Origin of the sequence: Aquitalea palustris, from assembly GCF_003693445.1 — a bacterium.
In the GTDB taxonomy this organism is placed as follows: Bacteria; Pseudomonadota; Gammaproteobacteria; order Burkholderiales; family Chromobacteriaceae; genus Aquitalea; species Aquitalea palustris.
In genome coordinates this window covers 69,712-88,154 of sequence record NZ_RFAR01000012.1, presented here as the reverse complement: position 1 = coordinate 88,154, position 18,443 = coordinate 69,712, and the positions used below count along the sequence as shown (strand labels likewise).

At 62.2% G+C, this 18,443-nt stretch carries 20 protein-coding genes; 9 read left to right on the top strand and 11 right to left on the bottom strand.

Translation table 11 applies throughout. The features are described from left to right. Positions 1-37: 37 nt before the first annotated feature. Positions 38-904 (top strand): LysR family transcriptional regulator, encoded by an 867-nt coding sequence (locus EAY64_RS04295; RefSeq protein WP_103523554.1) that lies wholly within the window; start codon positions 38-40, stop codon positions 902-904. Positions 905-965: 61 nt separating this feature from the next. Here the strand turns inward: EAY64_RS04295 and thrB are convergent, their stop codons facing one another. From thrB to EAY64_RS04280, 3 genes are read right to left on the bottom strand one after another with little or no spacing between them, the layout of a single operon-like run. Next, the gene (thrB, locus tag EAY64_RS04290; RefSeq protein ID WP_103523553.1) at positions 966-1,904 is read right to left on the bottom strand and encodes a homoserine kinase; all 939 of its coding nucleotides are present in this window, start codon (positions 1,902-1,904) and stop codon (positions 966-968) included. Between the two features lie 9 nt (positions 1,905-1,913). Continuing rightward, the gene (locus EAY64_RS04285) at positions 1,914-2,237 is read right to left on the bottom strand and encodes a DUF2782 domain-containing protein (protein ID WP_103523552.1); all 324 of its coding nucleotides are present in this window, start codon (positions 2,235-2,237) and stop codon (positions 1,914-1,916) included. A gap of 26 nt (positions 2,238-2,263) precedes the next feature. Continuing rightward, positions 2,264-2,992 carry an LOG family protein gene (locus tag EAY64_RS04280; protein ID WP_059285725.1) on the bottom strand — a complete coding sequence of 243 codons (729 nt, stop codon included), beginning with the start codon at positions 2,990-2,992 and terminating at the stop codon, positions 2,264-2,266. A 16-nt stretch (positions 2,993-3,008) separates the two neighbouring features. Here EAY64_RS04280 and polA point away from each other — a divergent pair, with 16 nt between their 5' ends. The 6 genes from polA (at position 3,009) to EAY64_RS04250 (ending at position 8,894) form a co-directional block, all read left to right on the top strand. Further along, on the top strand, positions 3,009-5,804 hold the full coding sequence (gene polA, locus EAY64_RS04275) for a DNA polymerase I (protein ID WP_103523551.1): 2,796 nt from the start codon (positions 3,009-3,011) through the stop codon (positions 5,802-5,804). 198 nt (positions 5,805-6,002) lie between these two features. Then, a complete protein-coding gene (locus EAY64_RS04270) occupies positions 6,003-6,560 on the top strand; it encodes a GspH/FimT family pseudopilin (protein ID WP_103523550.1) in 558 nt (185 codons plus the stop codon). Further along, positions 6,553-6,978 (top strand): hypothetical protein, encoded by a 426-nt coding sequence (locus EAY64_RS04265; RefSeq protein ID WP_199106976.1) that lies wholly within the window; start codon positions 6,553-6,555, stop codon positions 6,976-6,978. The genes EAY64_RS04270 and EAY64_RS04265 overlap by 8 nt, the downstream gene beginning before the upstream one ends. Positions 6,979-6,985: 7 nt before the next feature. Further along, a complete protein-coding gene (locus tag EAY64_RS04260; protein WP_103523548.1) occupies positions 6,986-7,798 on the top strand; it encodes a PilW family protein in 813 nt (270 codons plus the stop codon). Beyond that, entirely contained in the window at positions 7,786-8,475 is a 690-nt protein-coding gene (locus EAY64_RS04255; RefSeq protein WP_103523547.1) for a pilus assembly PilX family protein, read from the top strand. Before EAY64_RS04260 ends, EAY64_RS04255 begins: the two co-directional genes overlap by 13 nt. Then, positions 8,457-8,894, top strand: a complete 438-nt coding sequence (locus EAY64_RS04250; RefSeq protein ID WP_103523546.1) for a type IV pilin protein — start codon at positions 8,457-8,459, stop codon at positions 8,892-8,894. The genes EAY64_RS04255 and EAY64_RS04250 overlap by 19 nt, the downstream gene beginning before the upstream one ends. A gap of 61 nt (positions 8,895-8,955) precedes the next feature. Here EAY64_RS04250 and EAY64_RS04245 read toward each other — a convergent pair whose 3' ends face one another. From EAY64_RS04245 to arsC, 5 genes are all read right to left on the bottom strand, one after another. Next, complete coding sequence (locus EAY64_RS04245; protein ID WP_103523545.1) at positions 8,956-10,491, bottom strand: DHA2 family efflux MFS transporter permease subunit; 1,536 nt, start codon at positions 10,489-10,491, stop codon at positions 8,956-8,958. A 66-nt stretch (positions 10,492-10,557) separates the two neighbouring features. Beyond that, a complete protein-coding gene (locus tag EAY64_RS04240) occupies positions 10,558-11,703 on the bottom strand; it encodes an HlyD family secretion protein (protein ID WP_103523544.1) in 1,146 nt (381 codons plus the stop codon). Positions 11,704-11,714: 11 nt separating this feature from the next. Next, positions 11,715-13,142 (bottom strand): efflux transporter outer membrane subunit, encoded by a 1,428-nt coding sequence (locus tag EAY64_RS04235; RefSeq protein ID WP_226034175.1) that lies wholly within the window; start codon positions 13,140-13,142, stop codon positions 11,715-11,717. Between the two features lie 115 nt (positions 13,143-13,257). Continuing rightward, a complete protein-coding gene (locus EAY64_RS04230) occupies positions 13,258-13,752 on the bottom strand; it encodes a MarR family transcriptional regulator (RefSeq protein ID WP_103523543.1) in 495 nt (164 codons plus the stop codon). Between the two features lie 180 nt (positions 13,753-13,932). Further along, positions 13,933-14,283 carry an arsenate reductase (glutaredoxin) gene (gene arsC, locus EAY64_RS04225; protein ID WP_103523542.1) on the bottom strand — a complete coding sequence of 117 codons (351 nt, stop codon included), beginning with the start codon at positions 14,281-14,283 and terminating at the stop codon, positions 13,933-13,935. 280 nt (positions 14,284-14,563) lie between these two features. On the opposite strand from arsC, the gene EAY64_RS04220 reads away from it, so the two are divergent. Continuing rightward, a complete protein-coding gene (locus EAY64_RS04220) occupies positions 14,564-15,766 on the top strand; it encodes a multidrug effflux MFS transporter (RefSeq protein ID WP_103523541.1) in 1,203 nt (400 codons plus the stop codon). Between the two features lie 9 nt (positions 15,767-15,775). On the opposite strand, the gene ybaK is transcribed toward EAY64_RS04220, so the two are convergent. Then, complete coding sequence (ybaK, locus tag EAY64_RS04215) at positions 15,776-16,258, bottom strand: Cys-tRNA(Pro) deacylase (RefSeq protein ID WP_103523540.1); 483 nt, start codon at positions 16,256-16,258, stop codon at positions 15,776-15,778. A gap of 104 nt (positions 16,259-16,362) precedes the next feature. Between ybaK and EAY64_RS04210 the strand changes: the two genes are divergently transcribed. Then, positions 16,363-16,659: an antibiotic biosynthesis monooxygenase family protein gene (locus EAY64_RS04210; RefSeq protein ID WP_103523539.1), complete on the top strand. Its 297-nt coding sequence runs from the start codon at positions 16,363-16,365 to the stop codon at positions 16,657-16,659. Here EAY64_RS04210 and msrQ read toward each other — a convergent pair. Together msrQ and msrP are read right to left on the bottom strand one after the other, a co-directional pair. Continuing rightward, the gene (msrQ, locus tag EAY64_RS04205) at positions 16,656-17,276 is read right to left on the bottom strand and encodes a protein-methionine-sulfoxide reductase heme-binding subunit MsrQ (protein WP_103523538.1); all 621 of its coding nucleotides are present in this window, start codon (positions 17,274-17,276) and stop codon (positions 16,656-16,658) included. The genes EAY64_RS04210 and msrQ overlap by 4 nt on opposite strands. Position 17,277: 1 nt before the next feature. Beyond that, positions 17,278-18,186 carry a protein-methionine-sulfoxide reductase catalytic subunit MsrP gene (msrP, locus tag EAY64_RS04200; protein WP_103523537.1) on the bottom strand — a complete coding sequence of 303 codons (909 nt, stop codon included), beginning with the start codon at positions 18,184-18,186 and terminating at the stop codon, positions 17,278-17,280. Positions 18,187-18,443: the final 257 nt, after the last annotated feature.

Genomic DNA, 18,443 nt, shown 5'->3' with positions numbered 1-18,443 from the left:
CGCCTGCTCTGGTGAACCGCCGCAACAGGAGTAGCCGATGGCATTGCGTTTGAGCTTGCGTGAACTGGAAGTGTTTGTGGCGGTAACCGAGCAGGGCACGGTCACCGCAGCCGCCGAGCAGGTGGCGCTGACCCAGTCAGCCGCCAGTCAGGCACTGGCGGCACTGGAAGCCGGGCTGGCAGCCCCCTTGTTCGACCGGGTGGGGCGGCGACTGGTGCTGAACGAACACGGCCGGCTGTTGCTGCCGCGTGCCCGCGCCATGCTGGATGCCGCGCAGGACATGCAGCGGCTGTTCGACAGTCAGGCAGCCATGCATGTGCGGCTGGCGGCCAGTACCACCATCGCCAATTATCTGTTGCCGGAGCAGATTGCCCGCTTCCAGTTACAGCAGCCACAGGCCAGGGTGGAGTTGATGGTGGCCAATACTGCCGACGTGGTGGAGGCGGTGGCTGGTTTCAAGGTGGACATGGGTTTTATCGAAGGGCCATGCCATCATCCCGACATTGTGGTAGAGCCATGGCAGGACGATATCCTGGTGGTGTTTGCCGCCGCCAGCCATCCGCTGGCGCAAGGCGCGGTCAGCCTGTCACGGCTGGCGCAGGCGCAGTGGGTATTGCGCGAGAGCGGTTCCGGCACGCGCGAGGAAGTGGAGCGCTTGTTGCTGCCGCATGTTGGCGGCTTTGCCCAGGTGATGGAAATGGGCCATTCCGAAGCCATCAAGCGAGCAGTCGCCGCCGGGCTGGGGGTGAGTTGCCTGTCCTTGCATGTGGTGCGCGAGCTGCTAGACAGCGGGCAGGTGGTGGCGGTGCTGGCACCGCTGCCCACCTTGCATCGCCCGCTGTATCGCATTCATCACAAGGACAAGAGCCAGACGCGCGGCATGCTGGCGTTCAACCGCATGTGAAACGGCCTTGCGGGCTGGCCCGCAAGGCCGTGGTGGGCTGCGGCAGGGCTGAACTGGCTGCTTACAGCCAGAAGTCGCTGCGCTGGCGGTGGGCCTCCACCAGCTGCTGGAACACCTTGGGGTCCTTGGTGTAGGTCAGCTCACCCGCCATCGGCTGGTACAGGTCGAGCAGGCGCGAAGTCCAGAAGCGCAAGGCTGCGGCGCGCAACATGACCGGCCAGGCCTGTTTTTCTTCCGCCGTCAGGGTACGCACCGACTGGTAGCCAGCCAGGAAGGCAGTGGCCCGCTGCGGGGAGATGCTGCCGTCTTCCAGCCGCGTCCAGTCGTTGAAGGCAATGGCCACGTCGTACAACAGGATGTCGTTGCAGGCGTAGTAAAAGTCGATGAAGCCGGCAATCTTGTCGCCGTCCATCAGTACATTGTCCTTGAACAGGTCGGCATGGATCACGCCGCTGGGCAGGTGGTCGAAACGGTGCTGATCCTGGAACTGGATTTCCTGGCGCAGGCTGGCGGCGTCGGCTTCAGCCATGAAGCCATACATGGCGCTGGCGGTTTCGCTCCACCAGCGCGGGCCGCGCGGATTCTTCATCTTGCGCGGGAAGGTGGCGCTGGCCACATGCATCTGGGCCAGCATTTCACCCACGGCCCGGCACTGGATGGCGCTGGGCTGGCTGATGTCGGCACCGGACAGGCAGCTCACCAGACAGGCCGGCTTGCCAGCCAGGAGCGAGGCAAACTGGTCGGTGTGATCGGCCAGCGGTGCCGGGCAGGCCACACCGTGCCGCGCCAGATGGCTCATCAGCGTCAGGTAGTAGGGCAGTTCTTCCAGCTTCAGGGTTTCGAAGATGGTGAGGACGTAACGGCCATGGGTGGTGGTGACAAAATAATTGGTATTGGTGACGCCAGCGGCGATGCCCTTGAGTTCGACCAGCTGGCCGAGCGCATAGCGGCTCAGCCAGCTTTGCATCATGTCATCGCTGACGGTGGTGTAAACCGACATGCCTGTTCCTCAGAAGCGCTTGAGAACCCATTGCGGGATGATGATGCGGCGATTCGGGTCCACCTGCTTCATGCTGCCATTGCCCTCTTCATCCATCAGGTAATAAGGAAAACCGATGGCGGGGGTTACTTTCATCATGTAGAGCTGACCATTGAGGCGGTATTCCTCGATCTTGTCGTCGCCACGCTGGATGATGCGGACTTCCGGCTCGGCCGTGCCGGCGGCATCCTGCGAAATGGTGGGCGGCGGCGGCACGACGGCCGGGGCCGGCGGGGTGGCAGCCCAGGCGGCCGATAGCGGCAGCAGGGCGAGTAGGGCAAGGAGGCGGCGCATGATGATGGGTCCTTGGTGAAGTGTCGTTATAGATTGAGCAGTTTTTCGCGTTCTTCCGGCAGAGCCTCGAAGCCGCGGGTTTCGTAGTGCTTGAAAATGGTTTCCACGATCTGGCCGGGTTCGTCGATCAGCTGGATCAGGTTCACGTCGTCAGGGTTGATCATACCTTCTTTTACCAGATGGTTTTTTACCCAGTCGATCAGACCGCTCCAGAATTCGCTGCAGCACAGGATGATGGGGATGGGACGCGACTTGCCGGTCTGGATCAGCGTCAGCGCCTCGAACATCTCGTCCAGCGTACCAAAGCCGCCCGGCATCACCACATAGGCGATGGCATGCTTGACGAACATCACCTTGCGGCTGAAAAAGTGGTTGAACTTGATCGACAAGTCCTGGTATTCGTTGGGCTTCTGCTCGTGTGGCAGCACGATATTGAGCGCCACCGACGGGCTCTTGCCGTAAAAGGCGCCCTTGTTGGCTGCTTCCATGATGCCGGGGCCGCCGCCGGAAATTACCGAGAAGCCCGAATCAGAAAGAAGCCGGGCCACTTCCTCGGTCAGCTTATAATAGGGATGGTCGCGCGGAGTGCGGGCGCTGCCGAAGATGCTGACTGCCGGCGTGATGCCTTGCAGTTCTTCGGCCGAGTCGACAAACTCCGACATGATCTTCATCACGTGCCACGCCTCGCGCGAGCGGAAGCGCTGCATCATGTCGTAACGATCACTGGTCTGCGGCAACTTATCGGACAAGCTCATCATTCGCCCCTCTTCTATGAAAACATTGTTATTGATCGACGGCTCTTCCTACCTGTATCGCGCCTTTCACGCGATGCCCGATTTGCGTTCTCCGGATGGCCGGCCCACCGGGGCGGTATACGGCATGGTCAACATGCTGCGCCGGCTGGAGAAAGAGGTGCAGTTCGATTATAGCGCCTGCGTTTTCGACGCTAAAGGCAAGACTTTCCGCGATGACTTGTACCCGGAATACAAGGCCAACCGGCCTTCCATGCCGGAAGAGCTGGCCGCACAGATTAAGCCGGTGCACGAGGTGGTGCAAGCCTCCGGCTGGCCGCTGCTGATGGTGGACGGCGTGGAGGCTGACGATGTCATCGGCACGCTGGCACGCATGGGCGAGGCTGCCGGCTTTCAGGTCATCATCTCCACCGGTGACAAGGACATGGCGCAACTGGTGACGCCCATGGTGTCGCTGGTGAATACCATGACCAATGAAAACCTGGACCAGGCCGGGGTGAAAGAGAAGTTCGGCGTGCCGCCGGAACGCATCATCGACTACCTCACCCTGATCGGCGACAAGGTGGACAACGTCCCCGGCGTGGACAAATGCGGCCCCAAAACGGCAGTGAAGTGGCTGGAAGAATACGGCACGCTGGACAATATCATTGCCAATGCCGAAAAAATAGGCGGCAAGGTGGGCGAAAACCTGCGCGCCGCGCTGGACTGGCTGCCACGCGGCCATGAGCTGATCACCATCAAGTGCGATGTCGATTTGCAGCAGGAAATGCCCTATGGCCTCAACAGCCTGCAGCACGGGGTAAAAGACCGCCCACGGCTGGCCGAGTTGTTCAAGGACCAGGGCTTCCGTACCTTCTACCGCGAAATGACCGAAGGCGAAGACGCGCCGCTCAGCAGCCCGGTGGCCGTGGATGTGCCGCGCGCTGCGGCTGGTCAGACCGACGACCTGTTTGCCATGGCCGATGCCGCGCCGGTTCCTGCGCCGCTTGCCCCGCCGGCCAGCGCCGTCTCCCGCCATTACCACACCATTCTGGACGAAGCCGCACTGCAAGGCTGGCTGGACAAGCTCCACAGCGGCGCGCTGGTGTCGCTGGACACCGAAACCACCAGCCTCGACCAGATGCAGGCCCGCATTGTCGGCATCAGCTTTGCCCTGCAAGCGGGCGAAGCGGCCTATCTGCCCTTGGGCCACCACTATGCCGGTGCCCCGCAGCAGCTGGCGCTGGACGACGCGCTGACCCGGCTCAAGCCCTGGCTGGAAGACGCCAGCAAGCCCAAATGCGGCCAGAACCTGAAATACGACCGCCACGTGTTTGCCAACCACGGCATTACCCTGGCCGGGGTGGTGGACGACTCCATGCTGGCTTCCTATGTGCTGGAAAGCCACCAGCGTCACAATATGGATGACCTGGCGGCGCGCCATCTGGGTGAAACCACGGTCAGCTACGAAGACATCTGCGGCAAGGGTGCCAAGCAGATCGGTTTTGCCGAAGTGGATGTTGAAACTGCCGCCAATTACGCGGCGGAAGATGCCGACATCACCCTGCGCTTGAACCAGTACTTTGCGCCGCAACTGAGCGGTAAGCTCGGCGAAATCTACCGCGACATCGAATTGCCGGTGGCGGAGGTGCTGTTCCGCATGGAGCGCAACGGCGTGCTGATCGACCGCGACCAGCTGGCGGCGCAGAGCCATCAGCTGGGCACGCAAATGCTGCAGCTGGAAAGCCAGGCCTATGAACTGGCCGGCCAGCCCTTCAACCTGAATTCGCCCAAGCAGCTGCAGGAAATCCTGTTCGGCAAGCTGGGCATTGCCACCAAGGGCATCAAGAAAACCCCGTCCGGCGGCTTTTCCACCGATGAATCGGTACTGGAAACGCTGGCGCTGGATCACCCGCTGCCCAAGTGCATCCTGCAATATCGCGGCCTGGCCAAGCTCAAGTCCACCTATACCGACAAGCTGCCGACCCTGATTAACCCCGCTACCGGCCGGGTACATACCAATTATTCACAGGCCGTGGCGATTACCGGGCGGCTGGCCAGTTCCGACCCCAACCTGCAAAACATCCCGGTGCGTACCGCCGAAGGCCGCCGCGTGCGCGAGGCCTTCATCGCCAAGCCCGGCCACAGCATTGTCAGTGCCGACTATTCGCAGATCGAGCTACGCATCATGGCCCATCTGTCCGACGACGCCGGCATGCTGGCGGCATTTGCCAGCGGCGAGGACATCCACAAGGCCACTGCCGCCGAAGTATTCGGTGTGGAACTGGGGCAGGTGAGCAGCGAGCAGCGCCGTGCCGCCAAGGCCATCAACTTCGGCCTGATCTACGGCATGAGCGCCTTTGGCCTGGCTGCCCAGCTGGATATCGAGCGTAGCGCCGCCCAGCAATACATCGACCGCTATTTCATGCGCTATCCCGGCGTGGCCGAATATATGCAGCACACCCGCGAAAGCGCGCGCGAACACGGCTATGTGGAAACCGTGTTCGGCCGCCGCCTGTATCTGCCGGAGATCAAGCTGTCCAACCCGGCGCGCCGTGCCGGCGCCGAGCGCGCCGCTATCAATGCGCCGATGCAAGGCACCGCCGCCGACCTGATCAAGCTGGCGATGATTGCCGTGCAAAACTGGTTGGATGCGGAGAAGCTGTCCAGCCTGCTGATCATGCAGGTACACGATGAACTGGTGCTGGAAGTGCCGGCAGCGGAGCTGGAGCTGGTCAAACAGAAACTGCCACAGATCATGGCCGGCGTGGCGGCGCTGAAAGTGCCGCTGCTGGCCGAGGTAGGGGCGGGCAGCAGCTGGGAAACCGCGCACTGATTAGCGTACTGCCGTCGTATTCTTTCTCGAAGCCATCCATCCGGGTGGCTTTTTCTTTGCTTGATCCGATCCGTGATGACGGTATATCAGAGCATTCCCTGCTGATCTCAGCACAAGCCACAAGCCGGCGCTGGTAGGGCGGGGCAGCATGTCCAGTCCTGCCCATCAATTGCTTGCGCTCACGGAGGTGGCCTGCCCATGCCCCGTTCTGTTGCTTGCCGCCTAGGTGGCGGTTTTACTTTGTATGAGTTGTTGATCGTGCTGGCAGTCAGTGCCATTTTGCTGGGTCAGACACTGCCTGCCATGCAGGACATGCTGGAGCGGCAGCGCTTGCTGGCACGCGGCCAGTTATTGCAATCCGGCCTGCAGCTGGCACGCAGCGAGGCGATTCGTGGCAAGCGCACCGTGTGGGTGTGTGCCCTCAACAGCAAGGTCAATCTGGAAATCCAGGGCTGTCAGCCCGGTAATGCCATCATCAGCAACTGGAGCGAAGGCATGCTGGTATTTGCTGATGCGCCATTCCGGCCCAATGGCCGCTACGACAGCGGCGAGCGGCTACATCACCTGTTGTTCAACAGCGCCAGCGTAGCGCTCAGTGCCAATCGGCAGGATTTTGCCTTTACTGCGGACGGCCGCTTGCATAGTGGCCCGGCACCGCGTTTCCAGTTGCGTACCCCCGGAGGCCAGTGCCATAGCCTGCAGTTGCAGCCCAGTGGCAAGGCGCAATGGTGCAGCCAGGACCGCTGCTGTGGCTAGGCGAGTGCTCAGCCGGGGTTTCAGTCTGGTCGAGGTGATGCTGGGCTTGCTGATCCTGCTGTTCGGTCTGCTCAGCCTGTCTGGCATGGCCGGGCAGAGCTTGCGGCAGTTACGCATCAGTGATGCCGACAGCCGGCTGCTGCTGGCCAGCCTGAATCTGGCCGAGGCCATGCAGGCCGAGCGGCAGCAGGTATTGCCCTCCGGCAGTAGCGGGCAACATACCCGTGCTGCGCTGGGGCAATTACAGCAGGAGGCAGACCTGCTGTGGCCCGCTGAAGAGCGGGGAAGCCCCTGGCTCTGTCGCCATGCCGGCGCCTTGCCGGCAGTGCCGCTTGCGGCGGACTGTCAGGCCAGCGGCCGGGTATGGCTGCTGCAGCCGTCCGTAGCGGCGGGGCCTTTGCCCCTGGCGCTGGAGTGAGCCGCTGATGCCGGCGGCGCGTGGCTTCTCGCTGGTGGAACTGATGCTCAGCATCTTGCTGGGCTTGCTGCTGTGCGGCCTGTTGTGGCAAAGCCTGCATGCGGTATTGCAGAGCCGCAGCTTTGCCAGCGCGCGGCTGGCATCACAGCAGGAAGCCCGTTTTGTACTGCAGCAACTGGCGCATGATTTGCGCATGGCCGGCAGTTTTGCCTGTGCCGGCCCAGCGCAGTGGCCTGCAAGCCGGGTAAAGCTCATGCCGCAGGCAGGGGAGGGTGCACTGAGCCTGAGCTATGGCGATGGTGGCATCGCCCTGCTGGCCGAGCCAGCTGACAGCCAGGGTCAGATCAGCCGCTGGCGCTTGCTGCAGCCGCCACCAGCTTGGTCTGCAGGGCAGTTACTGTTGCTGGCCAGTTGCCGCCGTATCGATCTGCTGACGCTGGGTAGTGATGTTTTTCTGCAGCAGCAGGATGGCGCATTCTGGTTGCAGCTTGCCCTCGCTAGTCCGCTGGCGGTGCACATGGCCGAACATCATCTGCCTTCGCTCGAGCTGCTGGCCTTGCAGCAGCGCCACTACCGGCTGGACCAGGGGAGTGCGGAGGGCAAGCTGTGGCTGGAGCAGACCGGCCAGCCAGTGCTATGGCTGGCCAGTGGCATTGCCCGTCTGCAGTTACAGGTAGAAACACTGCCGGCCTGCCCGGGCAGTGCGCCCCGGCAGTGGTGGACCTTGCAACTGGCCATGCGCCCAGCTGGCAGCAGCGCTGCGCCCATGCCATATCGCCTGCAAGTGATGAGCCGGGCGGGGCCAGCATGTCCCGGCTGAAGCGCCAGGAGGCGCACGGGGTGGTACTGGTGACGGCCTTGCTGTTGCTGCTGTTGATGAGCGCACTGGTGCTGGGGCTGAGCCGCTTGTTGCGTGATGAGCAGCGCATCGGCAGTCAGCTGGATGATGCCCAGCGTGCCTTCCAGCTGGCCGAGCTGGGTTTGCAGGCCGGCGAGCAGGCCTTGCTCAGTCTGCCGCTGCTTGGGCAAGTCGCCAGCATGAGCCGCAGTGCGCTGTTGCAGGCAGACGCGCCGTTTACCCTGTCCTGTCGGCAGTCGCGCAATCCGGCGGGTTGGCAGCAGGGCTTATGCCTGTCGGCAACGCTGGCCGGACAGGCGCTTGCACCGCCTTGGCAAAGGCAGGATGAGACGGGTGTGGCTTTACTGCATCCCTGTGGCGTGGCATTGCGGCTGGTGCTGCAGCCTGTGGCGACTGCTGGACGCTGCCCGGCCGTGACCAGCGGACCCTCGTTCTGGAGTGACCCGCATTATCTGCTCGAGCTGCTGGACCCGCAGTATGTGGATGGCGAACAGCGCGGTCTGCTATTACGCGTGACTGCCCGTGGCTGGGGCCGTTTGCCGGATAGTGCGGTGACGGTGCAAAGCCATGTGCTGCTGTTGCCGGCGGCGACGGGCAGCCCGCGCAGCAGGAGACTGGCATGGCGCGAATTACGCTGAAGAGAAAGCGCGGCGGCTTCAGCCTGCTCGAATTACTGACGGTGCTGGCCATGCTGTCGCTATTGTTGCTGATTGCCCTGCCATTGTGGCGGGGGCATGTGCAAAGGCTGCGTCAGGCCGAAGCCAGGGTGGCGCTGTTGCAGGCCAGCCACTTCATGGAGCAGTGGCGCAGCGAGCATGGCCGCTATACCGCAGGCAGCGGCCACTGGCCGACATTGCCGCTGAGCGCGACCAGCCATTACCAACTCAGCTTCGGCGCGCAGGATGGCAATGCGCGGGCCGACAGCTTCCAGTTGCGCGCCATTCCCAAAGCAGGGGAGGCTTGGCTGGGCGAGGAAATGCTGGTGCTGGACCAGGACGGCAATATCCGGCTGTGCGCCGAGAATGGCGCCGGCCAGTTGCGCTGCCAGGTGGATTAGCCGGTCAGGAACAGACCCACGAAAAAGCCCGCTTGCGCGGGCTTTTTGTTGCTGTCAGACCTTAATGCGCGCCGCTGTCGGCCGCACCGCTGGAGGTGAACGGCGGCCGGGCAAACCACACCAGGGCAATCAGCGCGACAAACATGATGCCGAACAGCCAGAACACCTCGTTCACGCCGATCAGCGAACCCTGGCGGGTAATCTGCAGCGCCGTGTAAGCCTGCTGCTGGCTGGTGGACATGCCCGTGCTTTCCAGCAGGCGGAACCACATCAGGCTGGCCTGATCGTACAGCGTCACATGCTGGGTGAGTTGGGCGTGGTGCAGGGCTTCACGCCGGTCCCACAGCGTGGTGGTGATCGAGGTGCCGATACTGCCGGCCAGGATGCGCAGGAAGTTGGACAGGCTGGAGGCACTGGCAATCTGATCCGGGCGCAGGCCGGACAGGGTGATGGTGGTCAGCGGCATGAAGAAGCAGGCCACACCGATACCCTGGATGAACTGCGGCCATACCACGTAGGCGAAACTCATGTCGGTATTGAAGGTGCTGCGCCAGAAGAAGCAGGCGGCATACACGCTGAAGCTGATGGTGACCAGCCAGCGCATGTCCAGCCGGTGCGCGTTCTTGCCGATGATGGGCGACAGGAAGACCGGCAGGATGCCGATGGGGGCGGCGGCCAGGCCGGCCCAGGTGGCGGTGTAGCCCATCTGGGTTTGCAGCATCAGCGGCAGCAGCACTACTGCGCCGAAATACAGCATGAAGCCCAGGCTGATGGCCACGGTGCCCACGGTGAAGTTGCGTTTGGCAAACAGGGTGAGGTCGACAATCGGGTGTTTTTCCCCCAGTTCCCAGATCACCAGGTAAATCAGCGACACTGCAGAGACAATGGCCAGCACCACGATTTCGGTGGAGTTGAACCAGTCCAGCTCCTTGCCGCGGTCCAGCATCATCTGCAGCGCGCCCACGCCGACAATCAGCAGCGCCAGGCCCAGCTTGTCGATGGGCTGGCGTACCAGGCCGGTTTCCCGTTCTTTCAGAATCTTCCAGCTGATGAAGGCGGCAGCCATCCCCACCGGCACATTGATGAAGAAGATCCAGCCCCAGTGCCAGTTGTCACTGATGACCCCGCCCAGAATCGGGCCGAATACCGGCGCCACGATTACCGTCATCGCCCATAGCGCCAGCGCCAGCCCTTTCTTGGCCGGCGGGTAGCAGGCCATCAGCAGGCTTTGCGACAGCGGGATCATCGGGCCGGCCACGGCGCCTTGCAGCACGCGGAACAGGATCAGCATTTCCAGGCTGTTGGCCATGCCGCACATCCAGGAAGTGAGCACGAACAGCAGGGTGGAAATGGTAAACAGCTTGACTTCGCCCACCTGCTTGGCCAGCCAGCCGGTCAGCGGCACGGCGATGGCATTGGCCACGCCGAAGGAGGTAATGACCCAGGTGCCCTGGCTGGTGGCGGCACCGAGGTTGCCGGAGATGGTGGGCAGTGCCACGTTGGCAATGGTGGTGTCCAGTACCTGCATGAACACCGACATCGACAGCGCCAGCGTGATCCACACCAGGCGCGAGCCTGACAGTGGTGGATGATTCATGACGGAAAGTCCTCAAGACGGCGCTGCCGGCGCGGCGTGCTGCCGCAGCCGGTAGCGACCGGGGGATTACTGGGCGTTGGCGGCCAGCAGGCTGGCGACCAGTTCGTCAGCCTGTTTCAGGTCTGGCGTCAGGGCATGGGTTTCCTGGGCCGGGGTGGTCCGCGGTGCATCAGCCAGCGAAGGGCCATCCTGCTTGGAGATATCGACCACGGCATCTACCGACAGGCCCACGCGCAGCGGGTGTTCCTTCAGCTCTTTCGGGTCCAGCTGGATACGCACCGGCACGCGTTGCACCACCTTGATCCAGTTGCCGGTGGCGTTTTGCGCCGGCAACAGCGAGAAGGCACTGCCGGTGCCGGCCGACAGGCCCTGCACCTTGCCGTGATAGCTCACCTTGCTGCCGTACACGTCGGCCGTCAGCTCCACGTCCTGGCCGATACGGATCTTGGCCAGCTGTACTTCCTTGAAGTTGGCATCCACCCATACGCTTTCCAGCGGCACCACTACCATCAGCGGGGTACCGGCGGCCACGCGCTGGCCGACCTGTACATTACGGCGGGCCACATAGCCGGAAACCGGTGCCTTGACCTCGGTACGCTGCAGTGCCAGCCAGGCTTCTTTCAGCTTGCTGGCGGCGCGTTGTACGTTCGGCTGCTTGGCCAGTACGTCCTTGCCCACCAGGGCATCGGTAGCCTTGGCCTGTTCGCGGGCGGCGTCCAGCGCGGCCTTGGCGGTGCTGACGGCATCACGCGCATGGCCCAGTTCTTCACTGGAGATGGCATCGGAGCCGGCCAGGGTTTCCCGGCGCTTCAGGTCAGCCTGGGCCTTGCCCAGTTCAGCTTCGCGCACGGCAACCTGGGCGGCCAGTTGCTGGGTGCTGGTCATCAGCTGGCGGGTTTCGCGCACGGTCTGGGCAAATTCATTGCGGGCGCGTTCGAAAGCCAGCTTGGCATCGCTATTGTCAAACGCCACCACGGTCTGGCCGCTGTTGACGCGGTCGGTATCCTCGGCGGCAATCTTCACCACGGTGCCGCCCACTTCCGGGGTCAGCTGCACCATGTGGCCGGCGACATAGGCGTCGTCGGTGTTTTCCTGATGGCTCAACACCAGGCCCCAGTAGGCACCGTAGCCAATGGCCAGGGCGGCGATGATGCCGGTGGCGACAAAAAGATTGCGTTTGCGGCTTTTTGCCGTCTCGATCTGCTTATCCATGATGGGTGTCCTTAGCGGGCTTGTTGGGTGGTTTCACTGGTGGCGAAACCCCCGCCCAGTGCGGTATTCAGTGCGGCCCAGGCCAGGCGGTTGGCCGCAATGGCGTCGACCTTGCCGGCTTGCTGGTTGAGGTCGGCTTCCTGTGCATCCAGTACGGCCAGCTTGTTGACCAGACCGGCCTTGAAGCGCAGCACGGTGGAGTCGGAGGCCTTGCGGCTCAGCTGTGTCGCCTGGTGGGCATCGGACAGCTGGCTGGCGGTTTTCTGCCAGGTGGACAGGCTGTCTGCCGCATCGCGCAGCGCATCCAGCACGGTCTGGTTGTAGTTTTCCACCGCGATGTCGTAGCGGGCGCGGCTGGAGGCCAGATTGGCCTGCAGTGCGCCGGAGGTGAAGATCGGCAGATGAATGGCCGGAGTGATACCGACAATCTTGGAGCCGGTATTGAACAGATCCGAGGTTTCCAGCGCCGACTGGCCGACAAAGGCCGACAGCGAAACATTGGGGTAGAACTCGGCCTTGGCTGCCTTGACCGACTGGTTCATGGCCTCCACCCGCTCACGCTGGGCCACGATGTCCGGGCGCTGGCTGAGGATGTCCAGCGTCAAGGCGGCCTCCGGCATGGCCGGGGCGGGGCGCAAGGGGGCGGGCTCAAGGCTGGCCAGTGCATTGGGCGGCTGGCCGGTCAGCGCTGCCAGTGCATGGCGGGCATGGTCGGCATCGTTGGCCAGTGCGCTGCGCTGCTGGCTCAGGCGCTTGAGCTGGATTTCACGTTCTCGCAGACTGTCACCGGGGAGCAGGCCGGCGCTGACGCGGGCATGGGTCAGTGCCAGCTGGCTTTGTGCCAGCTGCTGGCGGGCCTGCAGCAGTCGGGCTTGTTCCTGGATGCGTTGCAGGCTGGTGTACTGGGCGATCACGGCCTGGGTGATGACCAGGCGAGACTGCTGGCCTTCCAGGGCAATGGCCTGCTGGTTGCCCAGCGCGGCCTTGACGGCGGCGCGGTGCTTGCCCCAGAAGTCGATTTCCCAGCTGGCGCCCAGCGACATGGTGTAGACGTTGTAGTAGTTGCCACCGATGGGTGGCGGGAACAGCCCGTACAGTGAATAGCGCTCGCGGTCGAGACTGGCACTGGCTTCGACTTGCGGGCCTTCCTTGCTTTGGGCCATGCCCACGGCACTGCGTGCTTCACGCAGGCGGGCATCGGCCACTTTTAGCGACGGTGCTTGCTGTAGCGCGGTGTCGATCAGCTGGTTGAGCGTCGGATCATTCAGTTGCTGCCACCAGCCGGCATGTACCTGGCTGGCTGCATGCTCGCCCAACTGCAACTGGGTCGCAGACAGCGGCCGGGCCGGGGTGGTGTCGTCGCCGAAACCGGCGCAGCCACCCAGCATGGCGGTAAGCATCAGCAGGCCTGCGGTCTGCTGCCAATTGGGTTTATTCACCTTGTGTGTCTCCAGATTCCATCGTGATGATTGATGGTGTGATAGTCACTCGAGTTATTATGTGTGCGCAGTATGACAGCCACCCTGGCGGCTATCCGGTCGAAGCGTTAGCGCTTCAGCCGCCTAGTCTGGCCAGCAGTTTGCGCATCATCTTTTCCATCAGCTGCCGTTCCTCGGCGTCGAAGTCTTGCCATAGTTCGCGGTGGCTGGCGCGGGAAATCGGTAACAGTTCTTCCACCAGTGCCAGGCCCTTGGCGGTCAATTCCAGGCCGATCTTGCGGCGATCTTCGGCACAGGGAATCCGCGTGGCCCAATCATTGCGCACCAGCTCGTCGACAATGCGTGTGGCATTGGTGCGCGAGGAGTCGAGCGTGTCGCTGATGTCGGACGGATACAGCTTCTGCTGCGGGCAGGCATACATGGCCAGCAGCGACATCCACAGCGACTCGTTGAGGCCATATTCCTTCATGCCCTCATTCAGATAGCAGGTGAGGCGCGGCATGATGTGGAAGTAGAGCCGCGTCAGAATCACTTCCTGGCGCGGCACGCCGGGAAAGCGGCTTTCGATGCGGTCGACGGCCTGTTCCAGATGATGGAATGATTTGTTCATGGGATGCATTTTAGTAACATACGTTATTATTCTTCAAGTTATTATTTGGATAGAAGTAATTCGGCAGGGGGGTGGTTGTCGCTTTGCTACGACACGCGGGCGGCCAGTCCAATAAAAAACACCAGGCTAAATCGCCTGGTGCTGACGCTGAGAGCGGCATGAGTCGGGTGGGCCGGTGGCTTAGCGATCCAGCAGGCTGAGTACCTTTTCTGGCGGACGGCCTAGCACGGCCATGTCGGTGCTGACGGCAATCGGGCGCTCGATCAGATTGGGATTGTCCACCATGGCCTCGATCAGCTTGTCGCGCTCCAGCGTGATGTCGTCCAGGCACAGGGTTTCGTATTCTTCTTCCTTGGTGCGCAGCAGGTCGCGCGGGTCCAGCTGCATCAGGGTGAGGATATGGTCCAGCTCGGCAGCACTGGGCGGGTGTTTCAGGTATTCGATCACTTCGACATCGGCACCGGCGTCCTGCAGCAGTGCCAGTGCCTCGCGCGATTTGGAACAGCGCGGGTTGTGGTACAGACGGATCATGAATGGTCTCCCTTTTGATTATGGTGGGTCAGGAAGATGGTGCTGCCGCACCGGGAGGTGCAAGGCAGGGCCGCGCTGCGCCGCCAGGGCGCGGCGGGTTGGGTCAGCAACTTCCATCTTAGGCAGAAAACTTTTTCTTTGTGTAGTGCTGATCGCCTGCGGCGTATCACTGTTTTCGCCCGGCGCGCATTCTCGCCCAGCCAGCCACACTCGCCAAGGGTTTGGCTTTGTGCGGGCCGGGCGGTAACATGGGCCGCCCCACTGTCTTTATCGGATTTTCATGCCGCATTCCGCTCGCAGCCATTTTGGCCTTGCCCTGTTGCTGGCGGCCCTGTCCACGCTGGGCCCCTTCTCGATCGATACCTTTTTGCCTGCCATGCAGGCCATCGGCCAGTCCTTGTCCGCGTCACCGTTGCAAATGCAACAGGCGCTGACCGTCTATCTGTTGTGCTATGCGGTAATGATGCTGTGGCACGGCTCGATTTCCGACGCCATCGGCCGCCGGCCGGTGGTGCTGGCCACCACCTTGCTGTTCAGCCTGGCCTCGCTGGGGTGTGCGCTGGCCCCCTCGCTGGGCTGGTTGTTGTTGTTTCGTGGTTTGCAGGGGCTGTGTGGCGGGGCCGGTCTGGTGGTGGGGCGGGCCATCATCCGCGACAAACTGGACGGGGCGGAGGCGCAGCGGCTGATGTCGCAGGTGACCATGCTGTTTTCGCTGTCGCCGGCGATTGCCCCGGTGGTGGGCGGCTGGCTGTTCGGTGCCTTTGGCTGGCATTCCATCTTCGTGTTCATGGCGCTGATCGGCCTGGCGCTGTTTGTGATGAGCTGGTTTGCGCTGGACGAAACCCATCATGCTCATTTGCGCACCCCGCTGGCCTGGCGCTCACTACTGAAAAATTATCTCGAGGTGTTGCGCAAGCGCGATTTCCAGTTGCTGGCGGCGGCGGTGTCCTGCAATTTTGCCGGTTTCTTCCTGTATATCCCGTCGGCACCGGTCTTCCTGCTGCAACACCTGCATTTGCGGCCGGACCAGTTTTTGTGGATGTTTGGCCCGGCGGTGTCCGGCATCATGTTCGGGGCCTATCTGTCCGGCAAGATGGCGGGCCGGCGCGGCGCACGCGAGATCGTTACCCTGGGTTATGTGCTGATGTTTGCTGCGGCCGGGGCCAACCTGGCTTACAACCTGCTGGTGGCAGAGGCAGCCATGCCCTGGGCGGTATTGCCGCTTGCGCTGTACACCACCGGCATGTCGCTGGCGGCACCGTCCATCACGCTCAACCTGATGGACCAGTTTCCCGCGCTGCGCGGCACGGTGTCATCCTTGCAGGGCTTTTTGCAGACCATGCTGTCCAGCATCGTGGCCGGCGTGGTGGCCCCGCTGGTGTGGGGCAGCACGCTGAGCCTGGCCTGGTGCATGGCAGGTTTTCTGTTGCTGGGTTTTGTCTTCCGTAGCGCCTATCGCCGCCGCATCAAGCTGCGCGCCTAGGGCGCTTGCTCAGGCTGCCGCCTGCACCAGTACCGGCTGCAATACGCGGATGACTTCCTGCGGGTCCACACCAATCAGGAAACCGCGCTTGCCACCGTTGATATAGATGCGATCCAGCTCGGCAATGCTGCTTTCCATGTACACCGGCATCGGGTGGCGGGTGCCGAAGGGGCTGGTGCCGCCCACCTGGTAGCCACTGTGCTTGTCAGCGGTTTTCGGGTCGCAGGGGTTCACCTTTTTCACGCCGATCTGCTTGGCCAGCATGCCGGTGCCCACCTCGCGGTCGCCATGCATCAGCACGATCAAGGGCCGCTTCTGCTCGTCTTCCATGATCAGGGTCTTGACCACGCAATGCTCGTCCACACCCAGCTCGCGGGCCGACACCGTGGTGCCGCCCTTGTCCTCGTATTTGTACAGATGCTCGCTGTACTCCACCTTGTGTTCGCGCAGCACGCGAATGGCCTGGGTGACCGGGGTCTTTTCCTTGGACATATCCGTCTATCCGTTTACGGCAAAACGGCTACTTTAGTGGCTGCGGCGGACAACTGCAAACCGGGTGGCTTGTGGCATGCTGAGGTTTTTTGCGGGGAGCCGTGATGATTCTGGAAGCCGCCATGCTGCAGGTGAAAGCCGGCATGCAGCAGGAGTTCGAAGCCACCTTTGCCCAGGCTCAGCTGATTATCGCCAGCATGCCGGGCTATCACTGGCACCAGTTGCAACGTTGTCTGGAAGTGGAGGGCAAATACCTGTTGCTGGTCGGCTGGGACAGCGTGGCCGCTCATGAACAGGGTTTTCGTCAGTCAGCGGGCTATCAGGAGTGGAAACGGCTGCTGCATCATTTCTATCAGCCGTTTCCGGTGGTGGAGCACTTCGAGCAGATATTGCCGGTTTAGGGCTGACGCCAGCGCCGGTACAGCCGCCAGCCCAGCAAGAACACGAGCGCCGTGCCGTAGAGCAGCGGTTGGGTCAGGTCTTTTTTCACCAGCCACCAGTAGTGCAACACACCCAGCATGGCGACCGGGTAGACCAGCCGGTGCAGCCGGCCCCAGTTGCGCTTGAGCCGGCGCATCCAGCCCTGGGTGGAGGTGATGGCCAAAGGTGTCATCAGTAGCATGGCGGCAAAACCGACGGTGATGAAAGGCCGCTTGGCGATATCGTGCAGCATGCCACCCCAGTCGAAGAACTGGTCCAGCCACATATAGGTAGTCAGATGCAGGCTGCCGTAAAAGAAGGCATACAGGCCCAGCATGCGGCGCAGGCGCAGCGGCCAGCTCCAGCCGGACAGCTGGCGCAAGGGGCTGATGGCCAGGGTGATCAGCAAAAAGCTCAGCGTCCAGGTGCCGGTGGAGCGGGTGATGAACTCCACCGGATTGACCGCCATGCCGGACAGCACGATCCACGCTGCGCGGGCCAGCGGCAGCAAGGCGAGCAGGAACACGGCGATTTTCAGCCAATTGAAGCGGGTTGGCTGGCGGCTGGCTGCCGGGTTTTTCATGCGCAGGGTGGTCATGTCAGAAATTCCGTCGCAGGTCCATGCCGCGATACAGGCTGGCCACCTGATCACCATAGCCGTTGAACGGCAGGGTCTTGCGCTTGAGGAATTCACCAATGCGCCGTTCGCTGGCCTGGCTCCAGCGCGGGTGGTCCACCTCCGGGTTCACATTGGAATAGAAACCGTACTCGTGGGCATTGGCCATATTCCAGCTGGTGGCCGGCATCTGCTCCTGCAAATGAATACGTACGATGGACTTGATGCTCTTGAAGCCGTATTTCCACGGCACTACCAGGCGGATGGGGGCGCCGTTCTGGTTGGGCAGCACATCGTTGTACAGACCCACCGCCAGAATGGTCAGTGGGTGCATGGCTTCATCCATGCGCAGCCCTTCACGGTAAGGCCAGTCCAGCACGCGGCTGCGCTGGCCGGGCATCTCGGCCGGGCGTTGCAGGGTTTCAAATGCCACGTATTTGGCGCGCGAGGTGGGGGCTACCTGTTTAAGCAGGCTGGCCAGCGGGAAGCCTATCCAGGGAATCACCATGCTCCAGCCTTCTACGCAGCGCAGGCGGTAGATGCGCTCTTCCAGTGGCTGTTTCAGCAGTTCTTCGATGCCAAAGCTGCGCGCCTTGCCCACTTCACCATCTACCACCACATTCCACGGCCGGGTTTTCAGGCTGCCGGCATACAAGGCGGGCTCGCTCTTGTCGGTGCCGAATTCGTAGTAATTGTTATAGGTGGTGATTTCTTTCAGGCTGTTGGGCTTGTCCGCGCTGGACAGCGGGCTTTTCTTGCCCGCCAGTGCGGCCAGGGTTTCACCGGACAGCAGCAGCCCGGCACTACCCAGCATGAACTGGCGGCGATTGAAGTAGACACCTTCGGGAGTGATTTCCGAAGGGGCGATGTCGGCAGGTTTCTGGATGAGCATGATGGTTTCTCCGGTGCTGTGTTTCTTTGTCGCAGCAACAAGGAGAATCTGACATGCAAACTTTACGATTGTTCAGACTGGTTTGATAGCCAATGGCTAATTTGTTCGGGCCAGGCCCAACCAGCCCGCCAGCGCGGTCTGCGGAGGTGGATTTGCCAGGCAGGCGCCTGGCATTTCACCCGCTCAAGCTTGCGGAAAAATAGCTAAGTAATTGCACATAGGCGCAATAATTTTCTATATATAAAACAGTCACTTCA

Bases quoted from the DNA above. Each gene is read 5' to 3' on its own strand.
- EAY64_RS04295 (WP_103523554.1), top strand. From the start codon at position 38: ATGGCATTGCGTTTGAGCTTGCGTGAACTGGAAGTGTTTGTGGCGGTA.
- thrB (WP_103523553.1), bottom strand. From the start codon at position 1,904: ATGTCGGTTTACACCACCGTCAGCGATGACATGATGCAAAGCTGGCTG.
- EAY64_RS04285 (WP_103523552.1), bottom strand. From the start codon at position 2,237: ATGCGCCGCCTCCTTGCCCTACTCGCCCTGCTGCCGCTATCGGCCGCC.
- EAY64_RS04280 (WP_059285725.1), bottom strand. From the start codon at position 2,992: ATGAGCTTGTCCGATAAGTTGCCGCAGACCAGTGATCGTTACGACATG.
- polA (WP_103523551.1), top strand. From the start codon at position 3,009: ATGAAAACATTGTTATTGATCGACGGCTCTTCCTACCTGTATCGCGCC.
- EAY64_RS04270 (WP_103523550.1), top strand. From the start codon at position 6,003: ATGCCCCGTTCTGTTGCTTGCCGCCTAGGTGGCGGTTTTACTTTGTAT.
- EAY64_RS04260 (WP_103523548.1), top strand. From the start codon at position 6,986: ATGCCGGCGGCGCGTGGCTTCTCGCTGGTGGAACTGATGCTCAGCATC.
- EAY64_RS04255 (WP_103523547.1), top strand. From the start codon at position 7,786: ATGTCCCGGCTGAAGCGCCAGGAGGCGCACGGGGTGGTACTGGTGACG.
- EAY64_RS04250 (WP_103523546.1), top strand. From the start codon at position 8,457: ATGGCGCGAATTACGCTGAAGAGAAAGCGCGGCGGCTTCAGCCTGCTC.
- EAY64_RS04245 (WP_103523545.1), bottom strand. From the start codon at position 10,491: ATGAATCATCCACCACTGTCAGGCTCGCGCCTGGTGTGGATCACGCTG.
- EAY64_RS04240 (WP_103523544.1), bottom strand. From the start codon at position 11,703: ATGGATAAGCAGATCGAGACGGCAAAAAGCCGCAAACGCAATCTTTTT.
- EAY64_RS04230 (WP_103523543.1), bottom strand. From the start codon at position 13,752: ATGAACAAATCATTCCATCATCTGGAACAGGCCGTCGACCGCATCGAA.
- arsC (WP_103523542.1), bottom strand. From the start codon at position 14,283: ATGATCCGTCTGTACCACAACCCGCGCTGTTCCAAATCGCGCGAGGCA.
- EAY64_RS04220 (WP_103523541.1), top strand. From the start codon at position 14,564: ATGCCGCATTCCGCTCGCAGCCATTTTGGCCTTGCCCTGTTGCTGGCG.
- ybaK (WP_103523540.1), bottom strand. From the start codon at position 16,258: ATGTCCAAGGAAAAGACCCCGGTCACCCAGGCCATTCGCGTGCTGCGC.
- EAY64_RS04210 (WP_103523539.1), top strand. From the start codon at position 16,363: ATGATTCTGGAAGCCGCCATGCTGCAGGTGAAAGCCGGCATGCAGCAG.
- msrQ (WP_103523538.1), bottom strand. From the start codon at position 17,276: ATGACCACCCTGCGCATGAAAAACCCGGCAGCCAGCCGCCAGCCAACC.
- msrP (WP_103523537.1), bottom strand. From the start codon at position 18,186: ATGCTCATCCAGAAACCTGCCGACATCGCCCCTTCGGAAATCACTCCC.